The 24,739-nt window shown below is 61.0% G+C and carries 21 protein-coding genes and 1 pseudogene; 12 read left to right on the forward strand and 10 right to left on the reverse strand.

The features are described from left to right. The first annotated feature begins 1 nt into the window (after position 1). The 4 genes from GV832_RS16775 to GV832_RS16790 all read left to right on the forward strand — a co-directional run bounded on the left by GV832_RS16775 (position 2) and on the right by GV832_RS16790 (position 2,192). Positions 2-208, forward strand: coding sequence for a hypothetical protein (locus tag GV832_RS16775; protein ID WP_168776036.1), 207 nt, complete (start codon positions 2-4; stop codon positions 206-208). An 86-nt stretch (positions 209-294) separates the two neighbouring features. After that, complete coding sequence (locus tag GV832_RS16780; RefSeq protein WP_168776037.1) at positions 295-732, forward strand: hypothetical protein; 438 nt, start codon at positions 295-297, stop codon at positions 730-732. Then, positions 729-1,595, forward strand: a complete 867-nt coding sequence (locus GV832_RS16785) for a DUF7007 domain-containing protein (protein WP_168776038.1) — start codon at positions 729-731, stop codon at positions 1,593-1,595. The genes GV832_RS16780 and GV832_RS16785 overlap by 4 nt, the downstream gene beginning before the upstream one ends. Positions 1,596-1,769: 174 nt before the next feature. After that, on the forward strand, positions 1,770-2,192 hold the full coding sequence (locus GV832_RS16790) for an antirestriction protein (protein WP_168776039.1): 423 nt from the start codon (positions 1,770-1,772) through the stop codon (positions 2,190-2,192). A 38-nt stretch (positions 2,193-2,230) separates the two neighbouring features. Here the strand turns inward: GV832_RS16790 and GV832_RS16795 are convergent, their stop codons facing one another. From GV832_RS16795 to GV832_RS16805, 3 genes are all read right to left on the reverse strand, one after another. Beyond that, complete coding sequence (locus GV832_RS16795) at positions 2,231-3,148, reverse strand: nucleotidyl transferase AbiEii/AbiGii toxin family protein (protein WP_168776040.1); 918 nt, start codon at positions 3,146-3,148, stop codon at positions 2,231-2,233. Then, positions 3,138-3,950: a type IV toxin-antitoxin system AbiEi family antitoxin domain-containing protein gene (locus GV832_RS16800; protein ID WP_168776041.1), complete on the reverse strand. Its 813-nt coding sequence runs from the start codon at positions 3,948-3,950 to the stop codon at positions 3,138-3,140. The genes GV832_RS16795 and GV832_RS16800 overlap by 11 nt, the downstream gene beginning before the upstream one ends. A gap of 483 nt (positions 3,951-4,433) precedes the next feature. Next, on the reverse strand, positions 4,434-4,730 hold the full coding sequence (locus tag GV832_RS16805; RefSeq protein WP_168776042.1) for a hypothetical protein: 297 nt from the start codon (positions 4,728-4,730) through the stop codon (positions 4,434-4,436). Positions 4,731-4,953: 223 nt separating this feature from the next. Here GV832_RS16805 and GV832_RS16810 point away from each other — a divergent pair, with 223 nt between their 5' ends. The 3 genes from GV832_RS16810 to GV832_RS16820 all read left to right on the forward strand — a co-directional run bounded on the left by GV832_RS16810 (position 4,954) and on the right by GV832_RS16820 (position 11,841). Beyond that, positions 4,954-9,474, forward strand: coding sequence for a bifunctional class I SAM-dependent methyltransferase/DEAD/DEAH box helicase (locus GV832_RS16810; RefSeq protein ID WP_227754492.1), 4,521 nt, complete (start codon positions 4,954-4,956; stop codon positions 9,472-9,474). A 12-nt stretch (positions 9,475-9,486) separates the two neighbouring features. Beyond that, positions 9,487-10,518, forward strand: coding sequence for a DUF7146 domain-containing protein (locus tag GV832_RS16815; protein WP_168776043.1), 1,032 nt, complete (start codon positions 9,487-9,489; stop codon positions 10,516-10,518). A gap of 387 nt (positions 10,519-10,905) precedes the next feature. Then, on the forward strand, positions 10,906-11,841 hold the full coding sequence (locus tag GV832_RS16820; protein WP_168776044.1) for a DUF2493 domain-containing protein: 936 nt from the start codon (positions 10,906-10,908) through the stop codon (positions 11,839-11,841). A 41-nt stretch (positions 11,842-11,882) separates the two neighbouring features. Here the strand turns inward: GV832_RS16820 and GV832_RS16825 are convergent, their stop codons facing one another. Beyond that, complete coding sequence (locus GV832_RS16825) at positions 11,883-12,776, reverse strand: hypothetical protein (RefSeq protein WP_168776045.1); 894 nt, start codon at positions 12,774-12,776, stop codon at positions 11,883-11,885. A gap of 629 nt (positions 12,777-13,405) precedes the next feature. On the opposite strand from GV832_RS16825, the gene GV832_RS16830 reads away from it, so the two are divergent. Continuing rightward, entirely contained in the window at positions 13,406-13,570 is a 165-nt protein-coding gene (locus GV832_RS16830; RefSeq protein WP_168776046.1) for a hypothetical protein, read from the forward strand. A 169-nt stretch (positions 13,571-13,739) separates the two neighbouring features. On the opposite strand, the gene GV832_RS22090 is transcribed toward GV832_RS16830, so the two are convergent. Together GV832_RS22090 and GV832_RS22095 are read right to left on the reverse strand one after the other, a co-directional pair. Then, entirely contained in the window at positions 13,740-13,853 is a 114-nt protein-coding gene (locus GV832_RS22090; RefSeq protein ID WP_354001976.1) for an H-NS histone family protein, read from the reverse strand. A gap of 30 nt (positions 13,854-13,883) precedes the next feature. Next, complete coding sequence (locus tag GV832_RS22095) at positions 13,884-14,036, reverse strand: hypothetical protein (protein ID WP_227754493.1); 153 nt, start codon at positions 14,034-14,036, stop codon at positions 13,884-13,886. Positions 14,037-14,490: 454 nt separating this feature from the next. On the opposite strand from GV832_RS22095, the gene GV832_RS16840 reads away from it, so the two are divergent. After that, positions 14,491-14,901, forward strand: a complete 411-nt coding sequence (locus GV832_RS16840; protein WP_168776047.1) for a single-stranded DNA-binding protein — start codon at positions 14,491-14,493, stop codon at positions 14,899-14,901. A gap of 151 nt (positions 14,902-15,052) precedes the next feature. On the opposite strand, the gene GV832_RS16845 is transcribed toward GV832_RS16840, so the two are convergent. The 4 genes from GV832_RS16845 to GV832_RS16860 are packed head-to-tail and all read right to left on the reverse strand — an operon-like array spanning position 15,053 to position 20,291. Then, entirely contained in the window at positions 15,053-15,988 is a 936-nt protein-coding gene (locus GV832_RS16845; RefSeq protein WP_168776048.1) for a hypothetical protein, read from the reverse strand. Then, the gene (locus GV832_RS16850; protein WP_168776049.1) at positions 15,985-17,991 is read right to left on the reverse strand and encodes an ORC-CDC6 family AAA ATPase; all 2,007 of its coding nucleotides are present in this window, start codon (positions 17,989-17,991) and stop codon (positions 15,985-15,987) included. The genes GV832_RS16845 and GV832_RS16850 overlap by 4 nt, the downstream gene beginning before the upstream one ends. Positions 17,992-17,994: 3 nt before the next feature. Continuing rightward, positions 17,995-18,957, reverse strand: coding sequence for a phosphoribosyltransferase-like protein (locus tag GV832_RS16855; protein ID WP_168776050.1), 963 nt, complete (start codon positions 18,955-18,957; stop codon positions 17,995-17,997). Then, complete coding sequence (locus GV832_RS16860; protein WP_168776051.1) at positions 18,954-20,291, reverse strand: TRM11 family methyltransferase; 1,338 nt, start codon at positions 20,289-20,291, stop codon at positions 18,954-18,956. Before GV832_RS16860 ends, GV832_RS16855 begins: the two co-directional genes overlap by 4 nt. A gap of 564 nt (positions 20,292-20,855) precedes the next feature. Between GV832_RS16860 and GV832_RS16865 the strand changes: the two are divergent. From GV832_RS16865 to GV832_RS16875, 3 genes and pseudogenes are all read left to right on the forward strand, one after another. Then, positions 20,856-22,061 (forward strand): annotated as a pseudogene (locus GV832_RS16865) (IS256 family transposase). Positions 22,062-23,055: 994 nt separating this feature from the next. Beyond that, positions 23,056-24,435 carry an ISNCY family transposase gene (locus tag GV832_RS16870; protein WP_168776052.1) on the forward strand — a complete coding sequence of 460 codons (1,380 nt, stop codon included), beginning with the start codon at positions 23,056-23,058 and terminating at the stop codon, positions 24,433-24,435. A gap of 182 nt (positions 24,436-24,617) precedes the next feature. Continuing rightward, positions 24,618-24,739: transposase (locus GV832_RS16875; RefSeq protein WP_168775522.1), on the forward strand; the 122-nt coding region annotated here is incomplete at its 3' end.

Consider the following 24,739-nt stretch of genomic DNA (forward strand, 5'->3'; position numbering starts at 1 on the left):
CATGAGCCGGATCTACAAGGATCTCGGTCTCCCGCCCGAGGCGTCGAACCTGACGGTTCTGCGCACGGCGATCCGGCGGCTTCACCCCGACACGCTTGCCATCCGCAGCTGGCGCGCTGCGCGCAAGCGCTACTACCGCGAGCTGTTGCAGGCACATGATGAGGCGCGCTCTGCAGCCCGGCGGTGCCTTTGCACCGAAGCGCAATGACGCACGCCCCTGCAGCGATCCAGCTCGCTCATCCCGACCTCTGGCTATCTGGCCCGAGCATCCTCCCCACTCGAAAGGAGCCCATCATGGCTGACTACTACACCCATTTTTCTTGCGCACTCGACGTAGGTTCCCCGGAGAAGGCCGCCCGAGCCCTCGACCTGCATGCCCGCCTTCGCGCGGAGGACGAGGCATCCGGTCATCCGGAACACGGCGGCTTTGCCCTGGCGCTTCAGGATGGGCCGGGCACCTCGGTCCTCTGGTTCCACGACGACAGTCAGGGCGATGTCGAAGGGCTCATCGCCTTCGTCTTGCGTTTGGCCTCCGAGATCGACCTGACGGGCCTCTGGGGCTTCAGCTACGCTCTGACCTGTTCTCGCCCCCGGCTCGAGGCCTTCGGCGGTGGCGCCCATGTCATCGATCTTGGCGCCCGCAAGAGCATCGGCTGGGTCAGCACCCATGAGTGGCTGGCGGCAGCCTTGGACGGCGCTGATTTCGACGCGGTGGAGGCGCCGGTCCAATGAACCTCACGGTTCCGCCTTGCGCCTCCCTCCCCGCCCCAGAATTCGGCCAGAGCTCAGATGGTCTGACGGTCGCCCGGCTCGGCGATGCCGCCTTCGCCATGATCCCGAAACGCCATGGGGGCTTTTTCCTCGGCAGCGGGTGGAGGCTCTCCAAGCCCCTGGCGGATTGGACCCGTTCGGACTTCTACGGTCACGGCGGGGACGTGGCCGACGAGACTGCTTTCCGTGCGCTGGTGCAGGAGCAGGCCGAGCAGCAAGCCGAAGTCGCCACGCTTGCTCGGCGCGAAACCCGCTCCTCGGCCAGCACGCCCTGGGGACCGTCGCAGGGCGCGACCCACTACGGAGAGGGCGTCGTCTTCCACACGACTTCCGGCCATGTCGGCTTCCATCTTTCGCCCGAGCGCAACGCAAAGGTGCATCTCCACTCTTGCAGCCTCGCGGGCTTCTACGAGGAGGATGCCGCCTGGGCGGCCGTAGCCACTGCCTGGCCCGAGATCTTCACCACCCTCGAGCGGAAGCAGGCCGAGAAGACCCTGCGCCACAGTCGGCCCGATGCCTGGGAGGCGATCCACGGCCGGGCGCTGCTTCCGGGCGAGTCCCGCACCCGCGACGCGGAGTGTTTCGCCCAGGATCACGCCAAGGACTGGGTCGTGATCTCGGCGATCTATTCCGATCCCCACCCGGGCTTCACGGAAGTCGTCGCCACGCTCGGGGGGCAGTGTGACCCTTCCGCCCAGGAGCGTCGCTTCCTAGTCCCATCCAAGGAGTACAAGGTCGGACCTTTCGGCTTCGTCATCGATGAGAGCCGCCATGCCGCCTATGACGGTCCGTCGAGTTTCATCGGATGGCGGGACCGCGGGTAGTGGCCACCCCTCAGTTTCCGGCATGTGCGGGTGGCTTGCGTCAATCCGGCCAGCCCACTGCCTGCGATCCTCAGTCATCGAGAGAGGCTGAGAAAGGTGGGGGACGGGAGACTTGTGGGCGGGTCGAGAGAGCCGCAGCCGCGCGTCCCATCCCCCCAATCCGGAGGTCACCCGATGACCGACCTTGCGACCTTGTCCGCCACCGCCACCCTTGTCCCCGAAGCCAGCCGCATGGACTTCCTGCCCGAACTCTTCGGGCGCAGGCTGATGCTCAAGGGCGAGCAGACCGTCTACAACCTCATGTCTTGGCTCTCGCCTCAGGACTACGCCGGGGGCCTCTGGCATTTTCACGAGCAGAACGGCTTGCCCCTCTTCCTTTCGCCCGCCACCGACAAGCGCTTCCGTATCTCCTGCGAGACCAACGGCTATCAGGGAGAGGTCAGTGCCGAGGCTGCCGGGATCATCGTCACGCTCTTCGCCCTATCCCACCTCTCGTTCCAGCACGAGGCTGACATCCTTGCGGAGGCCTACCTGCGGCTCTGCGCCTTCGCTGGAGATCATCCCGAGGCCCGCGAAATCTTCAAAGCCATCGACTGAGGAGGCCTGTGCCCCTCCCTCTTGGGGAGGGGCGTGTCTCAGCCGAGGAGCTTCACTAATGCGTCTCGCTGCGCGGTGTGTTTTTCGGGATTTTCGCGCTTCAGCTTGTTCAGGTTGAGGAGTTTCCACTTCACGGCCGGCAGGTCAGCGGCTTGCGGCCGGTCGATGGCGGCAAAGTCAGGCGCTCCGTCTTGCAACGTCAGAAGGAATCGCTTGGCCTTGTCGTCGAGCCGCGATTGCAGATCTGCGACCAACTTCAGGCGCGTTGCCAGCAATGTGTCGAGGAGGACCGGCGTCCGGGTCATACCCTCGAACTCCCGCGCATAGGGTTGCGTGAGGTCGATCATGTTGGGGTCGAGCAGCTCGTGCGCCGGACGCGGCGAGCTGGCGACATAGATCAGGAAGGTGCGGAACAGGTCCTGTGTCAGGCCCTCGTTTTCGTAAAGGAGCGTGACGTCGTAGAGGTCTCGGGGGTGCTGTCTGTCCAGGGCGGCATGGAGCTTTCCAGCGAATAGATCCTCGAAGGAGACGATCTGCAATTCGGCATAGCCATAGGCATCTTCCACGGCGGCCGAGATGGCCCTGACCTCGGGTTCGTGGACCACGCCCCGGGTCACGGGCGAGGTTTCGATCTTGATCTCAGCGTTGCCGAGACGCGCGAGGAGCCGCGTGGCTCCGCCGCCGCCCCCTTGGATGCGCAGGGACTTCGCGCCAGGGATGCCGACCTCGATGGCCGCCGCGATGCGGTCCATCGCGGCGTTGATCTCGTCCAGGCTCTCGGCACGGTCCTTGATGGGCAGGTAGGTCAGGTCGATATCGACCGACAACCGCGGCAAGTCGCGGTAAAACAGGTTGATGGCCGTCCCGCCCTTGAGCGCAAAGACCTTCTCGCCCGCGACATGGGGAAGGACGCGCACCAGGAGCGCAACCTGGGCTTCATAGGTCTCACGCGCCACTTTCGGCCTCCGCTTTCACGAAATCTTGCGGCACCATGATCCGATAACGCGGGTGAATCCTGCCGCCCGGGACCAGAGCCCGGTCCCCGCTCCCGAGGTCGAAGGCCTCGGGGTCGATTCGCTTGCGCCAGGGATGCTCGTGGCGATCGGCGAAGACGAAGAACAGGCGCTTGACCTTGATCTTCCGGCAGGACTGCAAGAGGTTGGATAGCAGTCTCGGACGCAGGGTTGTCAGGCTCTCGAAGGCCATGTCGAGCGCGTGGAAGCTTTCATGGTCGGGCAGTTCGTCCATGGCTTCCAGGATCGCGCGCTCTGGAGTCGAGAGGGTCAGACCCCAATCCCACGGCAGGCCCTTTCCATTGCCTTGGGTCACGCCCAGCTTAGGGTCGGCGAACAAGGAGCGGGGGCGGATGTTGATCTGGGCATCCGTCGGCAGTTTCGCCAGCCAGTTCGGGATCTTGTCCCCATAGACCCAAACCGGGGCATTCTCACCGAGGCGCAGGTAATGGGCATGTCCTTGCAGGCCGAGCGCTGTCGTTCCACCAATATGCATATCGTAGCCCAAGATGTGCTGCATGGACAGGATGCAGGTCTTCCAGTCGATACTGTTCGAAGGTAGGGCGTTTGGGATCGGCCTGCGGAAGACGCCACGGTTGATACGCTCCAGCCAGCCGCGTTTGACATAGTCGCGGAAACTCTCATAGGCGAAGCCTTGCGAGACGAGCCAGACAGCATCAACCAGGTAGCCGGCGGGTACGGCATCGAGCAGCTTCTTCAGATTCTTTGATCTTGCGGCGTCCATAGCGCCTAAATTGGCGTATTTCTAAAGTAAAGGCTACTGGTTTCTTTGATGAGTGTGGCTTCTCAGCGTCAAAGACGCTCTAAGTTAAAGATTTTCAAAGAGTGTGATGGGCAGCCTTAAGCAGAGCGCGACCCAGAGAAGCGGGGTTCCAAGTTGACTGACGGGTCGCCGTAGGTGCTGACGGACGGTTCGGGCACCTCCCAGCGTGCCGCCGGGACCGGGCCTTGGTCCTGCGGACTGGAGCCTGCCAGGGCAGTCTCCACCCATGCGGGCAACAGTCCTTGGTGCAAGAAAGGGGGCAAGGCTATCGAAGATAACTTGAGGTGCACCCATACGACCCTTTTCCGAAAAGGGTCGTTTGTGTCCCGTCAGCCCTGCCATGGTTCAAAGGCTCAGGCTGGACAAAAACCCATGACAAAACCATTGCGGTTTCGGGGGGGTTTGGCCCGGTGATTAGAGAACTGCACGCTCGGGGCATGTAGCTCACCTGTTCCCGTCGATCCACTTCGACATGAGCCCCTTGTCGCGGAAGCATTCCTCCGGGACGGCGCGTCGCTTGATCCGAGCGAGGCGCTCTGCGAAGGCGACCTGCTTCGAGGAGGGCAGGCGGTCGAGGTCTGAGACCGGTTTCAGGCGGGCCTGACCGTCGATCCAGGCGCTGAGGGAGCGGCGGTCTTGCTGGACCTCCCAGGGGAGGAGGGTCTGGTTCTTCAGGGCGAGCGATCGGGCGTAAGCGATCTGCTTCGCAGTCGCGGGGAGGGCAAAGGCGGTGTCTTCCATCGGGAATCTCCCTTCTCGGCTAGGCTCTCAGATATAGAACAAAAACGGAACAAATGCAAGGTGAGGGGGCTTGCCCCCCTTGCCGATCTGGCGCTGCTCTTGCCGCTGAGGCGCCCAGGGCAGGCCCGAGAGGGAGAGCGGTGGCGGGTCAGGGTGAGCCTGGAGGGATGCCGAGAGAGGGATCCGGCCAGGCGTGATCCTGTCCTCATCCCGGAGATCCCTGATGACCTTCCACTCGCCTGCCGTGCTGGCTCCGCCGCCTGCGGTGCCTCTCGCACCTGCCTCCACCGCCGCCCCGATCTTGACCGTCGCCGAAGCTCTGCAGCCCGGGCTGGTCGCGGGACAGCGGATCGACACTGGCCTGCTGCGCGCCGAGATGGAGCGCGCCTTTGGCGGCTCCGACGCCTCGGCCGCCTGGGATTGGAAACTGGCCTACGAGGCCTGCGAGGCGGCGCTGGTCCTCTTCCTGCGGAAGTTCGGCCGGGCACTCCTGGCCCGGGCCGGATCGCCCGCCGCGCTCCTGCCCATCCTGGCGCGCGTCTCCGACCTCCTGCCGACGCACACGCGCCGGTCCGAGGAGATGGAGCGCTTCCAGCAGTTCTCGACGCCTCTGCCCTTGGGTCTCGCGGCGCTGACGGCCGCACAGCTCACGCCCCGCGACCTGGTCCTCGAGCCTTCGGCGGGCACCGGTCTTCTCGCCATCCTCGTCGAGATCTCGTGCGCCCGGTTCGCGCTAAACGAGCTGGCCGAGACCCGGGCCGATCTCCTGCAGCGCCTCTTCCCGAGGATCCCGGTCACGCGCTTCGACGCGGCACAGATCGATGATCATCTCGACGCCGGACTTCGCCCGAGCGTGATCCTGATGAACCCGCCGTTTTCGGCGACGGTCCATGTGGAGGGCCGGAACACCGAGGCGACTGCACGTCATCTGAGGTCGGCTCTTGCCCGCCTCGCTCCCGGCGGTCGGTTGGTCGCCATCACCGGCGCGGGCTTTGCGCCCGATGCGCCCGCCTGGTCCGAGAGCTTCGCCCGTCTGACCGAGACCGCGACGTTGGTCTTTACGGGCGCCATTGCAGGCGGCGCCTTCGCCAAGCACGGCACCATTTTCGAGACCAGGCTTTCCGTCTTCGACAAGCCGCTCGGCGGTGGGCAGGGCGATGTCACTGCCGACCTGGCACAGCCGATGTCGCAGGATGTGGCACACCTCCTGTCGCGGATCCTCTCCGAGGTCCCCTCGCGCCTTGACCTGGAGGTGGGCGTTGCCCTCGCCACTCGACCCTCATTCTCGGGACTTCCCATCCCTTCCTTATGTGCCAATGCCCCGGCGTCGCGCGTGACCCCCACGCCGACCGCTACCCGGTCTGCACCCCAGGGCCACGCCGCCGCCCCTTGGGCAGCGAGCGCTTCGCGCCCTCACGACGCCGAGATCCTCGAACTCGCCTACACCCTCATCGGTGGCACCGAAGCCGATGGCGGTGCCACTGTGCCGTCCGGGGCCTCTGGCGCCCCAGGTTCCGTCGATCCGACCAGCACCCAGACTGATGCCGACACACCGGCCGATGCATCGGCTGGCACCGCCCCGACACACTTGATCGATGCGATCTACGAGCCGTTCAGGCTGCAGTCGATCGCGATCCCCTGGGCAGCCCCGCACCCGACCAAGCTGGTGCAGTCCGCCGCCATGGCCTCGGTCACTCCGCCTCGGCCAAGCTATCGCCCGCGCCTGCCCGCCGCGGTCTTGCGGGACGGACTGCTGTCGGACGCCCAGTTCGAGACCGTGATCTACGCCGGCGAAGCCCATGGCGCACATCTCGCGGGCTGCTGGACGGTCGATGAGACCGGCGACCTGGTCTTTGCCGCGCCGGAGGAGGCGGCGAATGCCGTCCAGTTCCGCCGAGGCTTCTCCCTCGGTGATGGCACGGGGGCGGGGAAGGGCCGCCAGTCGGCAGGGATCCTTCTGGACAACTGGTGCCAGGGCCGCCGCAAGGCGCTCTGGATTTCCAAGAGCGACAAGCTCCTCGAGGATGCGCAGCGCGACTGGGCGGCCCTGGGGCAGGAGTGGCTGCAGGTCACGCCCCTGTCGCGCTTTGCCCAAGGTCGGGTGATCCCGCTCACCGAGGGGATCCTCTTCACAACCTATGCGACGTTGCGCTCCGAGGAGCGCGGCGGCAAGGCCTCTCGCGTCGATCAGATCGTCGCGTGGCTCGGGGCCGACTTCGACGGTGTCATCCTCTTCGACGAAAGCCACGCCATGGCCAATGCCGCAGGCGGCAAGGGCGAGCGAGGCGACACGGAAGCCTCGCAGCAGGGCAGGGCGGGCCTGCGCCTTCAGCACAAGCTGCCCAATGCCCGCGTGGTCTATGTCTCGGCCACCGGGGCCACGACGGTCCACAACCTTGCCTATGCGCAGAGGCTCGGCCTCTGGGGCGGAAGGGACTTTCCTTTCGCGACCCGGAGCGAGTTCGTCCAGGCCATCGAGGCGGGCGGGGTCGCGGCCATGGAGGTGCTGGCCCGTGACCTCCGGGCGCTCGGCCTCTACACGGCGCGCTCGCTCTCCTACGACGGTGTCGAATATGAGATGCTGGAGCATGTGCTGACGCCCGAGCAGCGCGACATCTATGATGCCTATGCTGGGGCGTTTTCCATCATCCATCGCAACCTGACGGCGGCTCTGGAGGCCGCCAATGTGACCGGTTCTTCTGGCACGCTGAACGCGCAGGCGAAGTCCGCCGCGCGCTCGGCCTTTGAATCCGCCAAGCAGCGCTTTTTCGGCCATCTTCTGACGGGGATGAAGACGCCCACGCTGATCGCCGCCGTCGAGGCCGATCTCGCGGCGGGCCATGCTGCGGTGATCCAGATCGTCTCGACCGGCGAGGCGCTGATGGAACGGCGGCTCTCGGAGATCCCGACCGAGGATTGGGGCGATTGCCGGATCGACATCACGCCGAGGGAGGCCTGTCTGGACTACCTCCAGCATTCCTTCCCGGTGCAGCTCTACGAGCCCTTCACCGATGGCGAGGGCAATCTCTCCTCGCGACCCGTCACGCGGGAAGGTCAGCCGGTCGAGTGCCGCGAGGCGGTCCGCCGCCGCGATGCGCTGATCGAACACCTGGCCTCCCTGCCGCCAGTGCCCGGGGCGCTGGACCAGGTCGTGCAGCACTTCGGGGTGGAGCAAGTGGCCGAGGTCACCGGCCGCTCGCGGCGCATCATCCGCAAGGGCGAGGGCGGGGCTGCCCGCCTCGTCGTCGAGACGCGCTCGGCCTCGGCCAATCTCGCCGAGACCGCCGCCTTCATGGATGACGCCAAGCGCATCCTGATCTTCTCCGATGCCGGCGGCACGGGGCGGAGCTACCACGCCGATCTCAGGGCCAACAACCAGCGCCTGCGCGTCCACTACCTCCTCGAGCCGGGCTGGAAGGCCGATGCGGCGATCCAAGGCCTGGGGCGGACCAACCGCACCAACCAGGCGCAACCGCCGCTCTTTCGGCCCGTGGCCACGGATGTGAAGGCGGAGAAACGGTTTCTCTCCACCATCGCCCGGCGGCTCGACACTTTGGGCGCCATCACACGCGGTCAGCGCCAGACCGGGGGGCAGGGTCTCTTTCGCCCCGAGGACAACCTCGAGAGTCCTTACGCCCGCGATGCGCTCCGCCAGCTTTACCGCCGCATCCATCGCGGCGATCTGCCGGGCTGCTCGCTCGGTGCCTTCGAGGAGGCCACGGGCCTCAGCCTGACCGATGACAACGGGCTGAAGGATGAGCTGCCGCCCATCACGACGTTCCTGAATCGCCTGCTCGCCCTGACGCTCGACATGCAGGCAGTGCTGTTCGGGGCTTTCGAGGATCTCCTCGACGCCCGCATCGAGGGGGCCAAGGCCGCCGGGGTCTATGACCTCGGCCTCGAGACGCTCCGTGCCGAGAGCTTCCGCGTCACGAGCCGCCAGGTGATCCACCGCCACCCGGGCTCGGGCGCCGAGACCGAGCTCATCACCATCGCGGAAACCCGCCGCAATGCGCCGACCCCGCTCGCCGAGGCGTTGAGCTGGTTTGCCGAGCCCAAGGCCCGGCTTCTGGTCAACGCCCGCTCCGGCCGGGCGGCGGTGCAGATCGGGGCAGCAAGCCTGATGCTCGACGATGGCACGATCGAGCCGCGCGTCCGACTGATCCGCCCGATGGAGCGGGTCACGCTGCCCACGCGTGCGATGGAGGAGAGCCATTGGCTCGAGGCTGACCGCGCCGCTTTCGCCGCCGCCTGGGAGGCGGAGCTTTCCGAGATCCCGGAGACTTCTGAGACCACGCTCCACCTCGTCTCGGGCCTGCTCCTCCCCATCTGGAAAGAGCTGCCCCCCGACGAGACCCGGGTCTATCGCCTGCAGACCGATGCCGGGGAACGGCTCATCGGCCGCAAGGTCTCACCCGCTTGGGTGGCGAGCAAGCTCGCCCGAGGCGCGGCACCCAAGATCGCGGCCGCCGATCTCCACGCTCTCCTCCTCGCGGGCAAGACCCGCGCCGTCCTTCGGGGCGGCATGGAGCTTCACCGCGCCCGGGTCATGGGCGTGCAGCGGATCGAGCTCTCGGGCTTCCCGGCGTCCGAGAAGGACCGGCTGAAAGCCCTTGGCCTCTTCTCGGAAATCATTGCCTGGAAGCTCCGGCTCTTCGTGCCTGTGGATGGGCCAGGCATACCCATTTTGGCCGGTGTTCTTGAACTTTTCCCGGTTCAGTCCCTCGATGCCCGCGAAGGTTGAACTGGAGAACAAATGTCATTGGAGACCGAAGAGCTCTTGCGCGAGCTGGCCGCCCAGGCTGAAACCGTCTGCCGCCATTACCTTTCCGCCGGACGGCGGGAGGGCTCCTGGTGGCTGGTCGGAGATTTGCAGAACAATCCCGGCCGCTCGCTCTTCGTGCGGCTGGAGGGACCGACCTCGGGCCCGGGATCCCGGGGCCGCTGGCGCGATGCCGCCACCGGCGAGCATGGCGATCTTCTCGACATCATCCGGGAGCGGACGGGCATTACGCGCTTTCCCGATCTTCTCGCCGAGGCCCGAGCGCATCTCGGCCGCCCGGCGCCGGTTGTCCCGGAGAACCCGTCCCCTCGCAAGCCCAAGGCCCCAGGAGGATCCCCGGAGGCCGCCGCGCGCCTCTTCGCAGCCAGTCTGCCGATCCAGGGCACGCTGGCGGAGACCTACCTCCGCAGCCGCGGCATCACCCGTGCCGTCTCTGGGAGCGCCCTCCGCTTCCACCCCAGGTGCTGGCATCGGGAGGAGGGTCAGACCAAGGGCATGCCCCGCCCGGCGCTGATCGCCGCGGTCACCGATGGGGCCGGGGTCCTGACCGGGGCGCACCGCACCTGGCTCGCCCCCGACGGCCAAGGCAAAGCCTCCGTCGAGGTCCAACGGCGGGCCATGGGTCACCTCCTGGGCAATGCCGTCCGGTTGAGCCCATGTGACACCATCCTTGTCGCAGGCGAAGGCATCGAGACCATGCTCTCCCTCCGCGAGGCAGCGCCCGGCCTTCCGGTCTGGGCCGCGCTCTCGGCCTCCCACCTCGGAGCCCTCCTGCTGCCGGAGGGGCTGGAGCGCCTCTACATTGCCATCGACCGCGATCCGGCAGGCCGATGCGCGGCAGAGCGGTTGACCCTCAGAGCCCAAGAGCTCGGGATCGAGACCCGGGTCCTGGAACCGAGGCATGGCGACTTCAACGACGATCTGATGGAACATGGGCCCGAAGCGCTGAACCGGCATCTGGCAGAGCAGATCGCGCCCGAAGATCGCGGGCGCCTCACGCGCTGAAGCGCCTCCAAAGAGGGGCCTGGGCTGTCAGGGACAGCGGCGGGGCAGGGGGTCCCCCCCTGTCCCGGCTCTCGAACCCTCATCTCTCGCCTCCCCAAGGGGCTCCAAGAGATCCCCGCATCCCCCCGCACGGCCTTCAAGAGATGGGCAGGCGGCCGTCCAAGGGGCCGACCCTTCAAGGACGGGGGGCGACTGATTTCCGCCGGCGGGGACGCGCCCCGCCTTTGCATCGCGAAAGACAAATCAGCCGCCCCCCGTCCTCCTCCACATGCGTTCCGGCCCGCAAAAGGGCGGGTGAAGGGTCGGCCCCCAAGACGGCTTTTCGCTGCCCATGAAGGCCGCGCGGGGGAACGCGCGGATCCCAAGAGAGCCCGGAGGCCAAAAGAGATGACGCACCACGCCCGCGACGACGCGTATGAGCCAACCCACACCGCGTCCCAGACTGCCCATGCGCTGGAGGAGTTGCAGCTCTACGGCTACCGTCCCTTTGAGGACGAGCCCGATCCGCGCCCGATGCCGGATGCCGACCAGCTTCGCGGCGCCGTGGCCGACATCTTCGACGCCCTCGTCGTGAGCCTCGGGGACACCCGGATGGAACCCGATCTCGAGGAAGTGCTCTGGGGCCAGGTCAACCTCTTCCACCGCGCGACCGCCCGGATCGAACGCTCGCTCGATGACAACGAGCAGGGGCAGCGCCGCCTTCAGCGCGAGCAGGACGGCTCCGAGGTGAAATCCACCGAGCTTGAGCGGCTGGTGGCGGAAGGCCTGACGCTGACCGAGCGGAGGAACTGCATGGACATGATGCGCGACCATGCCGCGACGGAGTTCTGGCATCATACGGGCTCGACCTGGCGGCCCCGCACCGGCTCGATGGTGAACCACCAGAACCTGACCGCTGCGCTAATCGACAGCCGCGATTACCTCGCCGCCAAGCGCCGCACCGAGGCCGAGGTGATGCTTCCCGCAGGTCCCAAGGTGGCCCTCACCGGCGGGACCGACTTCAACGACCACCGCCTGATCTGGGGCAAGCTGGACCATGTCCGGACCAAGTATCCCGACATGGTGCTCTTGCACGGCGGAAGCCCCAAGGGCGCCGAGCTCATCGCCGCCAAGTGGGCCGAGGCCCGCGGCGTGACCCAGGTCGCCTTCAAGCCCGACTGGACCAAGCACGCCAAGGCCGCCCCCTTCAAGCGCAACGACGCCCTCCTGGAAACCCTCCCCGTCGGCGTCCTCGTCTTCCCGGGTAACGGCATCCAGGAAAACCTCGCCGACAAGGCCAAGAAACTCGGCATCCCGGTGGTGAAGTTCGAGAGGGGCGCGTGAGCGCCCCGTTCATTTCAGTCGGTCCTCCTCTGTCGCCGTTGCTACCAACGCCGGTTTTCAACGAGTTTATCTCGCAGCATCGACAGAGTTAGTGTTGTTCTGGCGTAGAACTCGCGAATAAATTCCGGCAGAATAGCGTTTATCTTCGTGTCGTCTCCGTAAAAGGATCTGCGGTTTCCACTACTGTCAAACGAACCGGGGTTCCTCTTCATGTCGGGGAATAGAATGTACCGCTCGGAAATTTTTTCACCGTTCCAGACCTCATAGATCCACTGATTTGGCGACAAGTGCCCATCGTGAATTATACGCGTCCGAACAGATTCAATGGTTCTAATTAATAGGCAATCTTCGAAAACCGTACCGGCAGCTCTGTTTATGTCGACTTTCTTGCGATCTCCAAACTGAGAGTTTAGGCCACGAAGTTTTGGATACACGTCAAAGTTAACGCCCCGCCGTTCAACCTCAAGGGAAAGCTTGACTATATAGTCAAGCACTGAGTGCATGCGCACGAAGACAATATGTAGCAGTAGTGTGGTAAATCTTGTTTCCGGACTGTCTGTTCTCCTTATGCCGTTACGTTCCTCTTCCGGAATTCCTACGAACTCGTAGGAACAGAATGACTCGTAGAACGCGCCGGCTGTTGATATTATCTCTGACAATCCACTTTGCACATTACTCAAGAGAAAAGCATAGTCCTGCCAGTACAAGGCTTGGTGTAATTCTCTTTTAACGCGGCTGTTTGCAGCCAAGACTTTTTCGAAGGCATCCTTCGAGATCTTCATGTCGGGATCTATTCCGGCATCGTATATGAAGGGGCTTTCCAGAATTCTCCTGTTGTCCTCGTATTCTTGTCTCGTAAATACCGCCATTCGGATGGCATCATGAACAGGAATGCAAATGCTGTCGGTTGCCGCAACATCATCGAGCCCAGTCATATGCCAATGCCCGACGGCATCTTTGTAGAATGCAACTTTATTGGGGGCGAGCGGCATCGCATCTTGGATACTGCCGTCGACACAATAGTATTTTAAAGGCTTCAAACTAGTGGGCTCCTTACCCGTATGCTGTGAAAGTGTAACATGCCACCAAGGCCACTAGTCACATTCTGTTTGGCGGAGACCTATATGACCCTCGCTAAGTTGGTGGCACGCCGCGAAGCCTTTCTCAAGGCCACCTGAGCATTCCGCAAACCACAAGGGTTCCGCCCACTGGTGACGCTCTCCGATGGCACCCTGCCCCGTCCATAGGGCCCGGCGCCAAAGATCCCATCCCAGTCCGGTCCTGAAACCGGCACCCATCAGCATGGCCGCGAGTCTGTCGGCAGTGTGCAGTAGCTGGACATGCTGCTCCTGGGGCGTGAGCCCAATCCCCCGCTCGCCCGTCCTTTCCTTGGCCCGAGGCCGGTCTTTGAGATCAAGCCACAAGGGCTCGGACTACGGGCAAGCCCGTGCCGCCGGGCGGATTCGGACGAGCCGAACGCACCCGGTGATGTCAGACCGTCTCGGGCCTTCGAGGTCCTGTCGCGCGGGGGATGGTCCTCCGCCTCCAGACAGGAGCCGAAGAGATGTCCCGCAAAGATGCACACGCTTACGCCGCCAGCCTCGCCGCGACGCTGATGGTCGCCATCGTGGTCTTCCAGGCCGGGGATGGGACCTATGGCGCCGTCCCCGCCGATGAGATCGACGGGGACGAGGTTCTCGTGATCGGAGAGCACGACCCGTGGGAGTAACCCACGGTCCGCGCAAAGGCTCGGGTGGCGCATTATCGCGCCTCTCGAGCCCTTCGCCTGTCCGTCGGCGCGACCGACAGGCACAAGGTGCCGACGCGGCGTCGGCATTCCTCTTCGTGGTAGAAGCAGATAAGCGGAGGCAGCGCCTGAGGGCTGCCGTTTCGTTGCATCAGCCCAGCAGGTCTTCCCGCTTTCCGCCTGATTCGAGGTGAGCGGTGTACCATGCGGGTTTGCGACCCCTGCCGGACCAGGTGATGGTCGGGTTCTCCGGATGCTTGTAGATCGTCGTCGTGGGCGCCGGCTTGCGCTTGGGTCATTCCACCGCCGCCAGTTCGTCAAAGGTGTAGCCCAACTCGTGAGCGAGGATCGCGAGCTTGTTGCGGGCCTCCGCATTTTGCTGGACTTCGAAGTTGGCGATCGCGTTGTCGACTGCCTTTGCCAGATCCCGCAGTTCCGCGAGCGACATTGCGCCTAGGTTGAAGCGGCGAAGCAGTTCCCCTCGCGGTCCATCCTCTCCCGGCCGTGCTTGAACGGAGTTTGGGCGGAACGTCCATGGCAGGGCAGGGGGCGAGATTGGGCGACGGGCAATTCCTCAATTCCCCTTCTGCGGGTTCGTTCCTCCTGGGCCTGACATTGCCGGTTGGTTGGTCTGAACTCTGTCTGCCTTGGTTTCTCCTCCTGCGGTCTGGCTGAGGCACCTTCCCTTCGACTGACAATCCCCTAAGCCTGTTCGGTCTCCTGCCCGCAACCCCAACTCCTGCCCGGGCCGAGTTGCCCTGTACCAGGGCTGCCCGCTCCACCCCGGTCCCTCGGGGGTTTCCGGCTGGTCCCTAGGCCCAGCCGTGCTGGCGTCCACCGACAGGCTTTGGCCGGGTCTTGTCGAAGGGATGGTCCCTTCAGACAGACACAGGAGCTACCCCATGCAGAACATCGTCATCCTCGCCGGCAACATCGGTCAGGCCCCGGAGGCCCGCACCACGCAAGGCGGCACGAAGATCGTGCACTTCACCCTCGCCACCTCCCGCCCGCGCCTGGCCGAGGGCCGCCCGATCCGCGACGAGCACGGCTACCGGGTGATGGACACCGAATGGCACCGCATCACCTGCTTCAACGGGCTCGGCAAGTCGGTCGCCGAGAACTGCGAGAAGGGCATGAAGGTCCTGGTCCAAGGCCGGATCCACTACACGAAGTGGACCGACGCGGCGGGCGTGGACCGCTACGGCTGCGAGATCATCGCCGAGAAGGTCGACTTCCTCAGCCGCCTGAAGGCGACCGAGGGCGATGGACCCGAGCTGGTCGACCGCGACCGCGACGACGAGGTCGGCTTCTGAGCCGACCCATCACCTGGTCCGGCGGGGTAACCCGCCGGGCTAGAACTTACTTAAGAACCCACGCTAAACGAAGAAAGAACTTCAATGGGCGAATGTGCTGCCAGTATACCATTGCCAAATCGAATCTAGTTTTCGCGCCCTTGATTAGGGATTAGAACTCAACTTCATATTTCCAGATCCGTCCTATTCCTTCACTTGCGTCGGTCGTGTACTGGCTAGAAAAAGGGAAAATGATACTCGTCGCGGTGCCTTCGCACTCCCGCAAATAGAAAAGTGCAAACCCTAGCGCCGACGGCTTAGTCGAGATTGGCGAGAGATATAGTCTCCCGATGCCCTGGCCAACGCGCTCCCTCTCTACAATCTCACTTAGAAGGCTAGCGGTAGCGAACGGATCGGACGCGGGTGCGAAGATCTCCCTGACGTTCTCGCCCAGAGCGTCTCGCGCTCTCCTTGTTCGAAGCAGGCCTTGCTGATACATATCGGCTTTCAATGAAGGAAGACCAAGCAGTACAACCCTTCTTGCCCGATCCTTGTCCTCGGCAACCTCGGCGACAAGACGGTCCTCAAATCCCGAACCTACGATTAAAAGGTCCTTCGCTCCGCTATTCGCGGATAGGCCTTCGTAGCCTCGAACTTCCCTTACGGTATGAACCTGCCCAGTTCCAAATCTAGTGTCGTCGAGTTTGCTATATTGCCGTGGCTCCGCATAGATCGCGGTTAGACTTTGGCAACCCCTGAATGACAAGAACCTCAACAAGAACATGAGGTGCGGACGCAGGAATCCTGTAATATCCAAGCAAATTCTGGCTTTGGAAAAATCGACGCCCGGCAGTCGTTTTTCAAATAACTGGAAGATAAACTCATCTTCGTGCTCGGCGTCAGAAAAAAAATGACCAACTGGTCGATCGTCCTCACCAATTCCATACTCCCGATGAATAACGAATATCTTGGTTTCAGAATTCGCTGCGTTGAAGACATCATTGATACGAGAAGCTGTGTTATAGGCGGAGAGGAAGACATCAAAGCGCGTAGCTGAGAGATCAGTCAAAGTGATGCAGTCTTTGTACAGGTAGGCGTAGTCAATCATTCGAAAAGACCCAACTGGTTTTGGTCCAACTCATGAGCGTTCTTGAAGGGAAAGCTCACACGCGACCTAAAGTTGCGAACAAAGTTATCATAGTTTGCTTTTGAATCGGCGCAAAATATTCCATTTCCGTCGCTTGCACTAAGTGTGATAGCCCCCCGGCGCGCAAGCGGAATATCCCAGCGAGGCGCAAGCATTGGGCTGATTTGGAACTTGGATAAAATCTCCTCCGAATTTCGATCCTTTTGGCCGGCCGGAATACGATGTATGAATGCACGATCCTCAGTCAGTCTTAGTATGCGTCTGGCCTCATCATTCAGCTCAGGTTCGGAAATGCTGAAGGTCGAAAGCGAGACTTCGATTGGCTTGTCGGCAAATCGGTTTATACGCATAACGTTCGCGAGGCGATCAACTGCCGCCTGGATTTGCAAACCATCGTCCCCTGCTTTTCTCATGCTGTGATAGTACCAGTTGGCAGCCTCCAATACTCCCTTTCGCTGCGATCCCAAACTAATTATACCGCCTTCGAATGGGCGATCGCCATTAAACTCAGCCCACTCATAAGTTGATCGCAACACCGTCAACAGGGCTCGTGGAATTCCAGACGACATTGTAATAAACGTGTCTATACCGCAATAATTCTGCGGTTTGCCTTGTTCGCGTAGTAGTTGAGCTGTCAGATCATCCTTGTAGTGTTGCATCGCTTGCTTGTACCTAACGCTCGCGACTTTGTCGGCCCCTATCAGGCCATTAAACTCGTGATGGATTCGCTCGGACGACTCCACTAGGTCTCTATTTTTGGCAAAGTCCTGAAACAGAAGCAGAATATTGAGCTTCTCAATCAGGGGAAAACTCGGACTCACCAAGTTCTCCTGAACTTTTGCCCTGACTTTTTCACTGGCGCCTGCCCGCTCGAGGCACCTCACAAGATTCTGAAAGTGGGGGCGCGCTGGACTGGGAGCATCTTGAATGACGTCGATCCAAGACGGATTGTCCCAATCCAGATCGAATATCTCAAACTGTCGATCTAGATCGGAGATAGTGTGTCCGATACCCTCCAGACGCTTCCCAATCAAAGAACGCACAAACTCTGAGTATCGTCTCTTACGGCTTCTATACTCTCTATCGAGTTGCAGCTCTTGAAACTCAGAATGGCGTATGTTCTCTTCGCCCGCACTGTTTGTGAGGTGAGTCTTCACGCCATAAGTCCGCGCTCCAACGCGGAAGGTCGTGGGCGCTTCACGCTCCCTCAATAGGGTATTTACGTGTATTTGTTGTGCGAGGGTGAGATTTTCGAACTCATCGATATCGAACGAAATAAGTACGTCGCGCAGGAATGGGAAGTGCTGAGCCATTTTCTTTGGAATGCCGAAAATCAGCTTACCTCGAGTCGCAGTGATGCTAACGTTTAGGGTGCCTCGAAGCAGGCAATTGTTCACTTCGTAGTCAAGGTTGCGTTGTAGATCTTCTACGGCGACTAGCAGGCTGGCGATCGATTTAAGCTTCAGTGCGATCGATCGGTCGAATAGCCGCTCAACCGATTCTACAAACGCCTGCTCCGTGCTTTGCTCGCATCCGAAGAAGAGGTTCTCACAGACCTTAAGCAGATGATGTGTGAGCCACAGTTCAAAGTAGTACGAAAAAATCTCTGCCCAAACCTCCTCAGTCTGGCGTTTGCCCGAGAAGCGCCCCGACTGTAGGCCGCTGCAGCGGGCATAGACCCCGAGATATCCGTCGGCCTTTACGCCGTCCTGAATGGCTACCTTGTTTTTCGCGTGTCGAATGGACTGCAACTCAAAAGCTTGGTGCCGCATCAAGTGCGTCTTGCCACTACCTTTGGCGCCAAGAATGAACGTTGGCATCGGAGAAGAGGGACGCTCAAATTCAGCGGCAACATCATCGTCGTCTTCAGCGTGAATCGCGACCCAGAAGTCCTCGATTTGAATATCATCCAAATCGACCGCCTTCGTTATTGCGAACGGGTTCGCTGCGCGTTTATTGAACATCTGCTACCCGTATATCTTGTGGTATCTTTTGAACATGGGTGTCCAGGCCTTAGTCGCACCAGTCTCGGCCCAAAAGATGGGGAGCGTATTGTCTGGAGTATTGTGGCTGAAACCTATCAATAATTGACCGTCCTTGTATCCGAGCGGGTGTGATGGCCAAAGTTGAGCGCCGAGCCTCATGCACGTCTCAAGAGTCTTGGCTCTGTCGAAATGGGGATCTCCGGTGGAAAAGATGCGGGAGTCGTCTGAAAGACATTTAAAGCTTTCATCGATCTCAAACACGCTGTCCACGAAGTCATATCGATTTAGCTCGCGAATTTTCTGTAGTCCGTTCGTAGTGCCGAAGAGAACGAGGTAGTGTACTTTTGCATTCGGATTGAGGTGTTTAAGCGGGTCGACTAGGTCGCGCGAGTATTCCTCGGCCTGGGTGCCTGACCCGCACAGATCGTCGATGAAAACATAGTGTTCGACGTCTTGGTCGCGGACTCTAACGGTGGCCGCGCCCTCATTTTGGATGCGGTCAAAGATTTGGTGAGAACTGAGGAATGAGGTTTTAGCCAGGGAGTTTTCTTGTCGGAAATAATAGAGGAGGTGAGATCCACTCTCGGAGGGGTTTCCGACACCGAGGAAGCGGGTATGCGCCAGAGTGTGTTCGTACTCGGCGTGCAGTGCTGCCAAATCGGACGTACCGCCGAGCCTTTTCCTAATGGTGCGAATCATCGGTGCTCGAAATAGATCGCGATATAGGGAAACGAGTAGGGCGCGAATTTCCCTTTGGCCAAAGTATATGAAGTTGCTGAGAAGGTAGAGTGCTTGGATCCGCTCGTCGTCAGGGATTTCCGGCGCCTCTGTGAATTGACTCGCCCATTCCTCGATATGGGGGAGTGAATGATGGCGATCCCAGACTGAGTCCGAAAGGATTTTCAATTTATCGTAGAGGCGATCAATCACATCCTCGCGGCTCATTTTTCGCGCCTCAATATGAACACGTGCTCATGAGAGATTAGTCCTGCAGTCTTGTTCCGCTTTGTCATCAGTCCTCGGGACTTAATGTGGTCGACAATTTCAAGTTCCACGGTGAAGCCAGAAAGAGCGAAGAGATTTCTTATGTATCTACTCGTGTGCACGGGCTTACCGCAAATTTGATTGTCGCCCATGACTAGTACGGCACAGCATCCAATCTTTAGGCTCTTGCGGATTGCCTGAACGGCTGTCTGCATCTCGAGCATGTAGATGCCGAAGATGTGCGCTCGCTCTCCGTTTTGCAGTGAAATTCTCTCTATTTCATTCTGAATGTCTAGAGGAAGCGCGCTATATGTGGAGGGGATTTCTGCGGCTGAGTGGTGCTCACGCCCGATGTTTAGCTTTTCAAGGTCCCTTAGCTTTTTTGTTGGGGCTAGAGCAAGCCAACCAATGTTTAGTGATGACGCCCGGATGTACTTCTGTGCCCCTGCGTAAGGAGGCGATGTGATTACTAGATCTGCTAGAGAGGTGGGTTCCTCGTCTTGGCCGATGGGGATTCGGGCATCCCGATGGATTTGGGCTTGAGTGCAACCGATGGGGAGACTAGAGACCCTAAGTATGTTTTGGCGTGCGACCTTTTCAAATAGGTCGATTGGTCTGGGAGGGGTTGCGGGCTCTTCTTTGACTCGCACGGGTACTGATAGGCGCGGGTCTGCAAGGCTGCATCGTCTAACTATTTGAGATAGGCATACGAGGAAGAACGTTCGCGCTTGATCAGAGGTTGCCTTTTCAATGGCGCTTCTAATACGTCCGAGGCCATCCGCTGCGCTTTCGGTGAACCATCTTTCGACTGAGACCACTGGAGAGAACATAGTTGGCTCGGTGGCGGCTGCGATACGCAAGACCGTTTCGAGTTGTTCCTCTAGGAAAGCTTCAGGTAGCCAAGTTGTTTTGGCCCGAGTGATTAGGCGTGCAAGCGGGTTTGAGTCTGCACCGGCCAAGCGCATACCTGACACCATCCCTTCAACGAGAACGGTACCTGTCCCGCAGAATGGATCATAGACGAGTTGTCCTTGAGCGGCTAAAGCTTCGCAACCCAAAAAAAACGCCGGAATGTTCGGCAAAAGCTTGGCTGGGTACGAGTGCACTAAGTGCGTGTATCGGTCCTCACCAGGTTTGATTGGCGAGAGCTCGCGAAAGTTAACCTCTATGGGCTTTCCATGCTTTGCAAACTCGGACACTAGGGTTTCAAGTGTAATGTCCGGGGAGACGGTTTCGGCGTTCCTTGTTATCGAAATGGGAACCGATTCTAATTCAGTGGATTCCTTGGACTTCAAGTAAGTCGATGGCATTTTTGCACTAGCTTTCTACCAGGCTATGTCCTTCGTTCGCCCGGATCGTCCGCCGGCTTCATTTTCTTCTTCGCGTCAGTTGTCGACGTGCCAAAGCGCGAGATTTGCGTCGGTGCTGTTTTTTTAGCCTGCAGATACTATCGGGATTCTTGCTTTCCTGCAACTGACGATTTTCGGTCTTCTCGTTCGGTGTGGTGATTTTGTCCTTGAAGCCTCTTTATACTTCTTGGTCAAGCGCTGATCTCTCTGTGGGTCATCCTGGGCGCTTGGGTCCAAGGTTTTCGCCGCGGCCGCCCTGAGTGGTGCCGCAGATGGGTGTACGGTGTCACGTGGATTAAGTCAGTGTGCGCCGTCGTTGCCGCATACCACGGAGCGATTTCGTCCTCGCTGCGCGCCTTGGTCGGACACATTCGTTTGCGCGGATCATGTTAGTGTCGGCGGAGCTGGTGTAAATTCATCGCCTTCGGCGGTGTGATCCTGGGTGGCCATGGAGGTATAGGATCGAGGTGGAGTTTGGCGACTTCAACCAAAGACCATACGGAGCCCCCGATGACCAAAACCAACATGGACCTGTCCGAGCTTCTGGCCAAGCACGATCAGGGAGACTTCCTTCGCGGGATAGCCGAAGCCGTGCTGCAACTGATCATGGAGACTGACGTAGAGGGCCTGATCGGCGCCGGTCGGCATGAGCGCAGCGGCGAACGCACGACCTGACGCAACGGGTATCGAGAGCGCGCTCTCGATACCCGTTTGGGCACGCTGAACCTGCGGGTGCCGAAGCTCAGGCAGGGCAGCTACTTCCCGAGCTTCCTCGAAGCCCGCAAGACCTCTGAGCAGGCCCTCGTGGCCGTCATCCAGGAAGCCTGGATCGGCGGGGTTTCGACCCGTCGTGTGGACGAACTCGTGCAGGCCATGGGGCTCAGCGGGATCTCGAAGAGCACGGTGTCCAAGCTGTGCAAGGATATCGACGATAGGGTCGGGGAGTTCCTGAACCGCCCGCTGACCGGCGACTGGCCCTATGTCTGGTTGGATGCCACCTACCTCAAGGTCCGCCAGGGCGGCTGGATCGTGCCGGCCGCGGCAATAATCGCCGTGGCGGCCAACACCGAGGGCCGCAGGGAAATCATCGGCTTGGGCATCGGACCTTCCGAGGTCGAGACCTTTTGGACCGAGTTCCTGCGTTCCCTCCGCGCCCGAGGCCTTGGCGGGGTCAAGCTGGTGATCAGCGACGCCCACACCGGCCTCAAGGCCGCCATTGCCCGGGTCTTCGAGGCCACATGGCAGAGGTGCAGGGTTCATTGGATGAGGAATGCCCTCGCCCACGTCTCTCGTGGACAACACACGGTCGTGGCCGCATTCATCCGCCAAGCCTTCCACCAGCCTGACCGCGTCCATGCCGGGGAGACTTGGCGCAAGGTCGCCGAACAGCTGCGCCCCCGATGGCCAAAGCTCGCCGATCTGATGGAGACCAGCGAGCACGACGTCCTGGCCTACATGACCTTCCCCCGCCAGCACCGGACCAAGCTGCACAGCACAAACCCCATCGAGCGCCTGAACAAGGCGGTAAAACGTCGATCCGATGTCGTAGGGATCTTTCCCAACGAGGCCTCGATCATGCGCCTGATCGGCGCCGTGCTCTTCGAGGCCAACGACGACTGGCAGACCTCAAGCCGCTACATGATGGTCGAGGCCTTCGCGCAGATCGACAAAGACGAGATCGACCCCATTCTCAGCATCACAACGAAAGCCGCCTGACCATGACCTCAGGCCATCCAGGAATTTACACCAGCTTGACGGACGTGACCGACGGTCATCGTCAGTTCAGTTTTGGGTCTATGTCACGGCGACCTCCCAGAAGGGCGCATTTGTGCGCCTCATGGCCCATGCAGGACGTTCGCCAGCTTCCGGGCCAGAGCGACCTTGGTTTTGTGTGGTCCGATTTGGTGGCACTTGGCCTTGCCCAAATTCGCGGGTTTGGTCCGCCCAGCTTTCGACAGAAAATCGCGATCGTGCTTTCGAACGGGCACTTTCGGGTGGATCCATACCCTCGTTTGGACACCCGCCCATTGCAGCTGACCCCTCGGGGCTCTCGTCCAGCCTCGGCATCAAATCGAGATAGGCGCCCGCTCTGGACGATTGGCGGAAGCGGAACGCGTCGTCGAACGCTGCGATTCGCTTGAAGATGTCACGCCCAGTCTGCACCAGGGCCTCAAGGATTGGTACTGGGTTCGGGGCAAGCTCGAGTCCGCCTCGATATTCTCCTTGGCCCGCACTTGAACCGGCCGACCCGTTTTGTTTGGCGTCATCGTCGGGCCACACCTTTGGTATGCCGCGCATCGATACAGACAGTCCGCACCTGCCGCTCTGTCGGTTCGTGCCGTGAGCCAGACTGCAAACGTGTCGGGGCAGGCACACACCTTCGCCGCGACCACCTGCGTCTCATCCAGACAACCACGCAAATGGACGTCTACGCTTGCGTCACTTCCAGGGCTGCAGACATTCACATCGCATCGTTCGGGCACAGGAGCGCCCATGTTAACTTCCACTATTCTAACTCACGGAGGACTTGCGGAATCCCATATTGTGAGCGAGCCTCACTTAGCCTCCACAGTTTGTGGCGAAGGAATAGCACGCGTAAGATTACATAATCATGATTACAGGCCGAAAAAATGTAAGCGCAAAGTAGACTTGTCGCACCTGAGCAAAGTTAGAATGTCGCCCTGTCCTTCAGGCAAAGAAGTCGGGCGTCATGGGATGGGTGCTGATGAGCGAGCGCGAAGTTCACCGGATCGAAGTGCTGTCCGGCGTTGTTGCGGGCCGGATGTCGACCTCCGAGGCGGCATCGATTTTGTGCCTGAGCGACCGGCAGGTTCAGCGATTGCTGAAGACCTTTCGCGAAGATGGCGCCGTGGCGCTTCGCCACAAGGCACGCGGCAGGCCATCGAACAACCGCAGTCTCGAAGGCTTGCGTGATCTGACCCTGGCGACTGTGCGCGAGCGTTATGCCGACTTCGGCCCGACCTTGGCGGCCGAGAAGCTGGCCGAGCGCGATGGCGTTAAGATCTCGCGGGAGACCCTGCGCAAGTGGATGGTCGAGGATGGGCTCTGGCTGTCGCGCAGCCAACGACGCGTGTTCCATCGCCCGCGGTTGCGGCGGGAATGCTATGGAGAGTTGATCCAGATCGACGGCTCCGACCACCGCTGGTTCGAAGATCGCGACGCGCCCTGCACGTTGATCGTGGCGGTGGACGACGCGACGAGCGCGATCCAGGAGATGCGTTTCGTCCCCTCCGAGAGCACCTTCGCCTATTTCGAGATGCTGGCGGGCTATCTGCACAGCCATGGCAAACCGGTGGCCTTCTACAGTGACAAGCATTCGGTGTTCCGGGTTGCCAAGTCAGACGCCAAATCTGGCCACCAAACAACGCAGTTCGGCCGCGCACTTCTCGAGCTAAACATCGAGATTCTCTGTGCCAATTCCAGCCAGGCCAAAGGTAGGGTCGAGCGGAAGAACCGTACCTTGCAGGACCGCTTGGTCAAGGAGATGCGCCTCGACGGCGTGACCGGCATGAAGGCGGGCAATGACTGGCTGCCGGGTTACATCCTGCGCCACAACCAGCAGTTTGCCCGAACCCCCGCCCGCCCCGACAATCTGCACCGCGCTGTCACCGAAAGTCCGGACCGGTTGAACGACATCCTCTGCTGGCGCGACGAACGTTACGTCGGGCAGCAGCTGACGTTTTCTTACGAGCGAAAGCGCATCATGCTGGAGGAGAGCGAGGTTTCACGCGGTCTGGTGGGCAAATATGTTGATACCTATGCTTGGGCAGATGGTCGGTTCGAAGTGCGGCACAAAGGCTTCTCCCTGCCCTATCGGGTTTTCGATCCTGACCAGCAGCGCGTGACCCATGCCGCGATCACCGAGAACAAGCGCCTCTCGGAGGTTCTGGCTTATGCCAAGGAACTTCAGGACGCGCGCCAGGCAGGGCCGGTCAAGGTTGGGAGGCAACGAACCAACTATCAGTTGAAGGGCCCGGCCGAGCCTCCTGCCAAGACCTGGGCAAGCAAACGCGCCGAACGGCGCCGTGCCGCTGAAGCGGCAGCCCTCACCCCGCACGCTGCCGAATGACCCACCCAGACTGGCTTGCACCAAGCGATAATGGTAACATCAAGCGAATTCAGCCTTGGGAACCGACGGGGACGATCATGGCGCAGGACGACATACCCGAGATCATCTTCTCGCCGCTTGACGTTGCCCCCTCCAGCTAATCCAGTTTGAGTTAGACTCTGGCCCAACCGAAAGGATCAGAGATGAAGCGCAGCAGGTTCACCGAAGACCAGATCATTGGCATTTTGAAGGAGCATGAGGCCGGTGTTTCCGTCGCCGATCTGTGCCGCAAGCACGGCGTCAGCGATGCGACCGTCTACAAGTG

The organism is Stagnihabitans tardus (genome assembly GCF_009925085.1).
Classification (GTDB): domain Bacteria; phylum Pseudomonadota; class Alphaproteobacteria; order Rhodobacterales; family Rhodobacteraceae; genus Stagnihabitans; species Stagnihabitans tardus.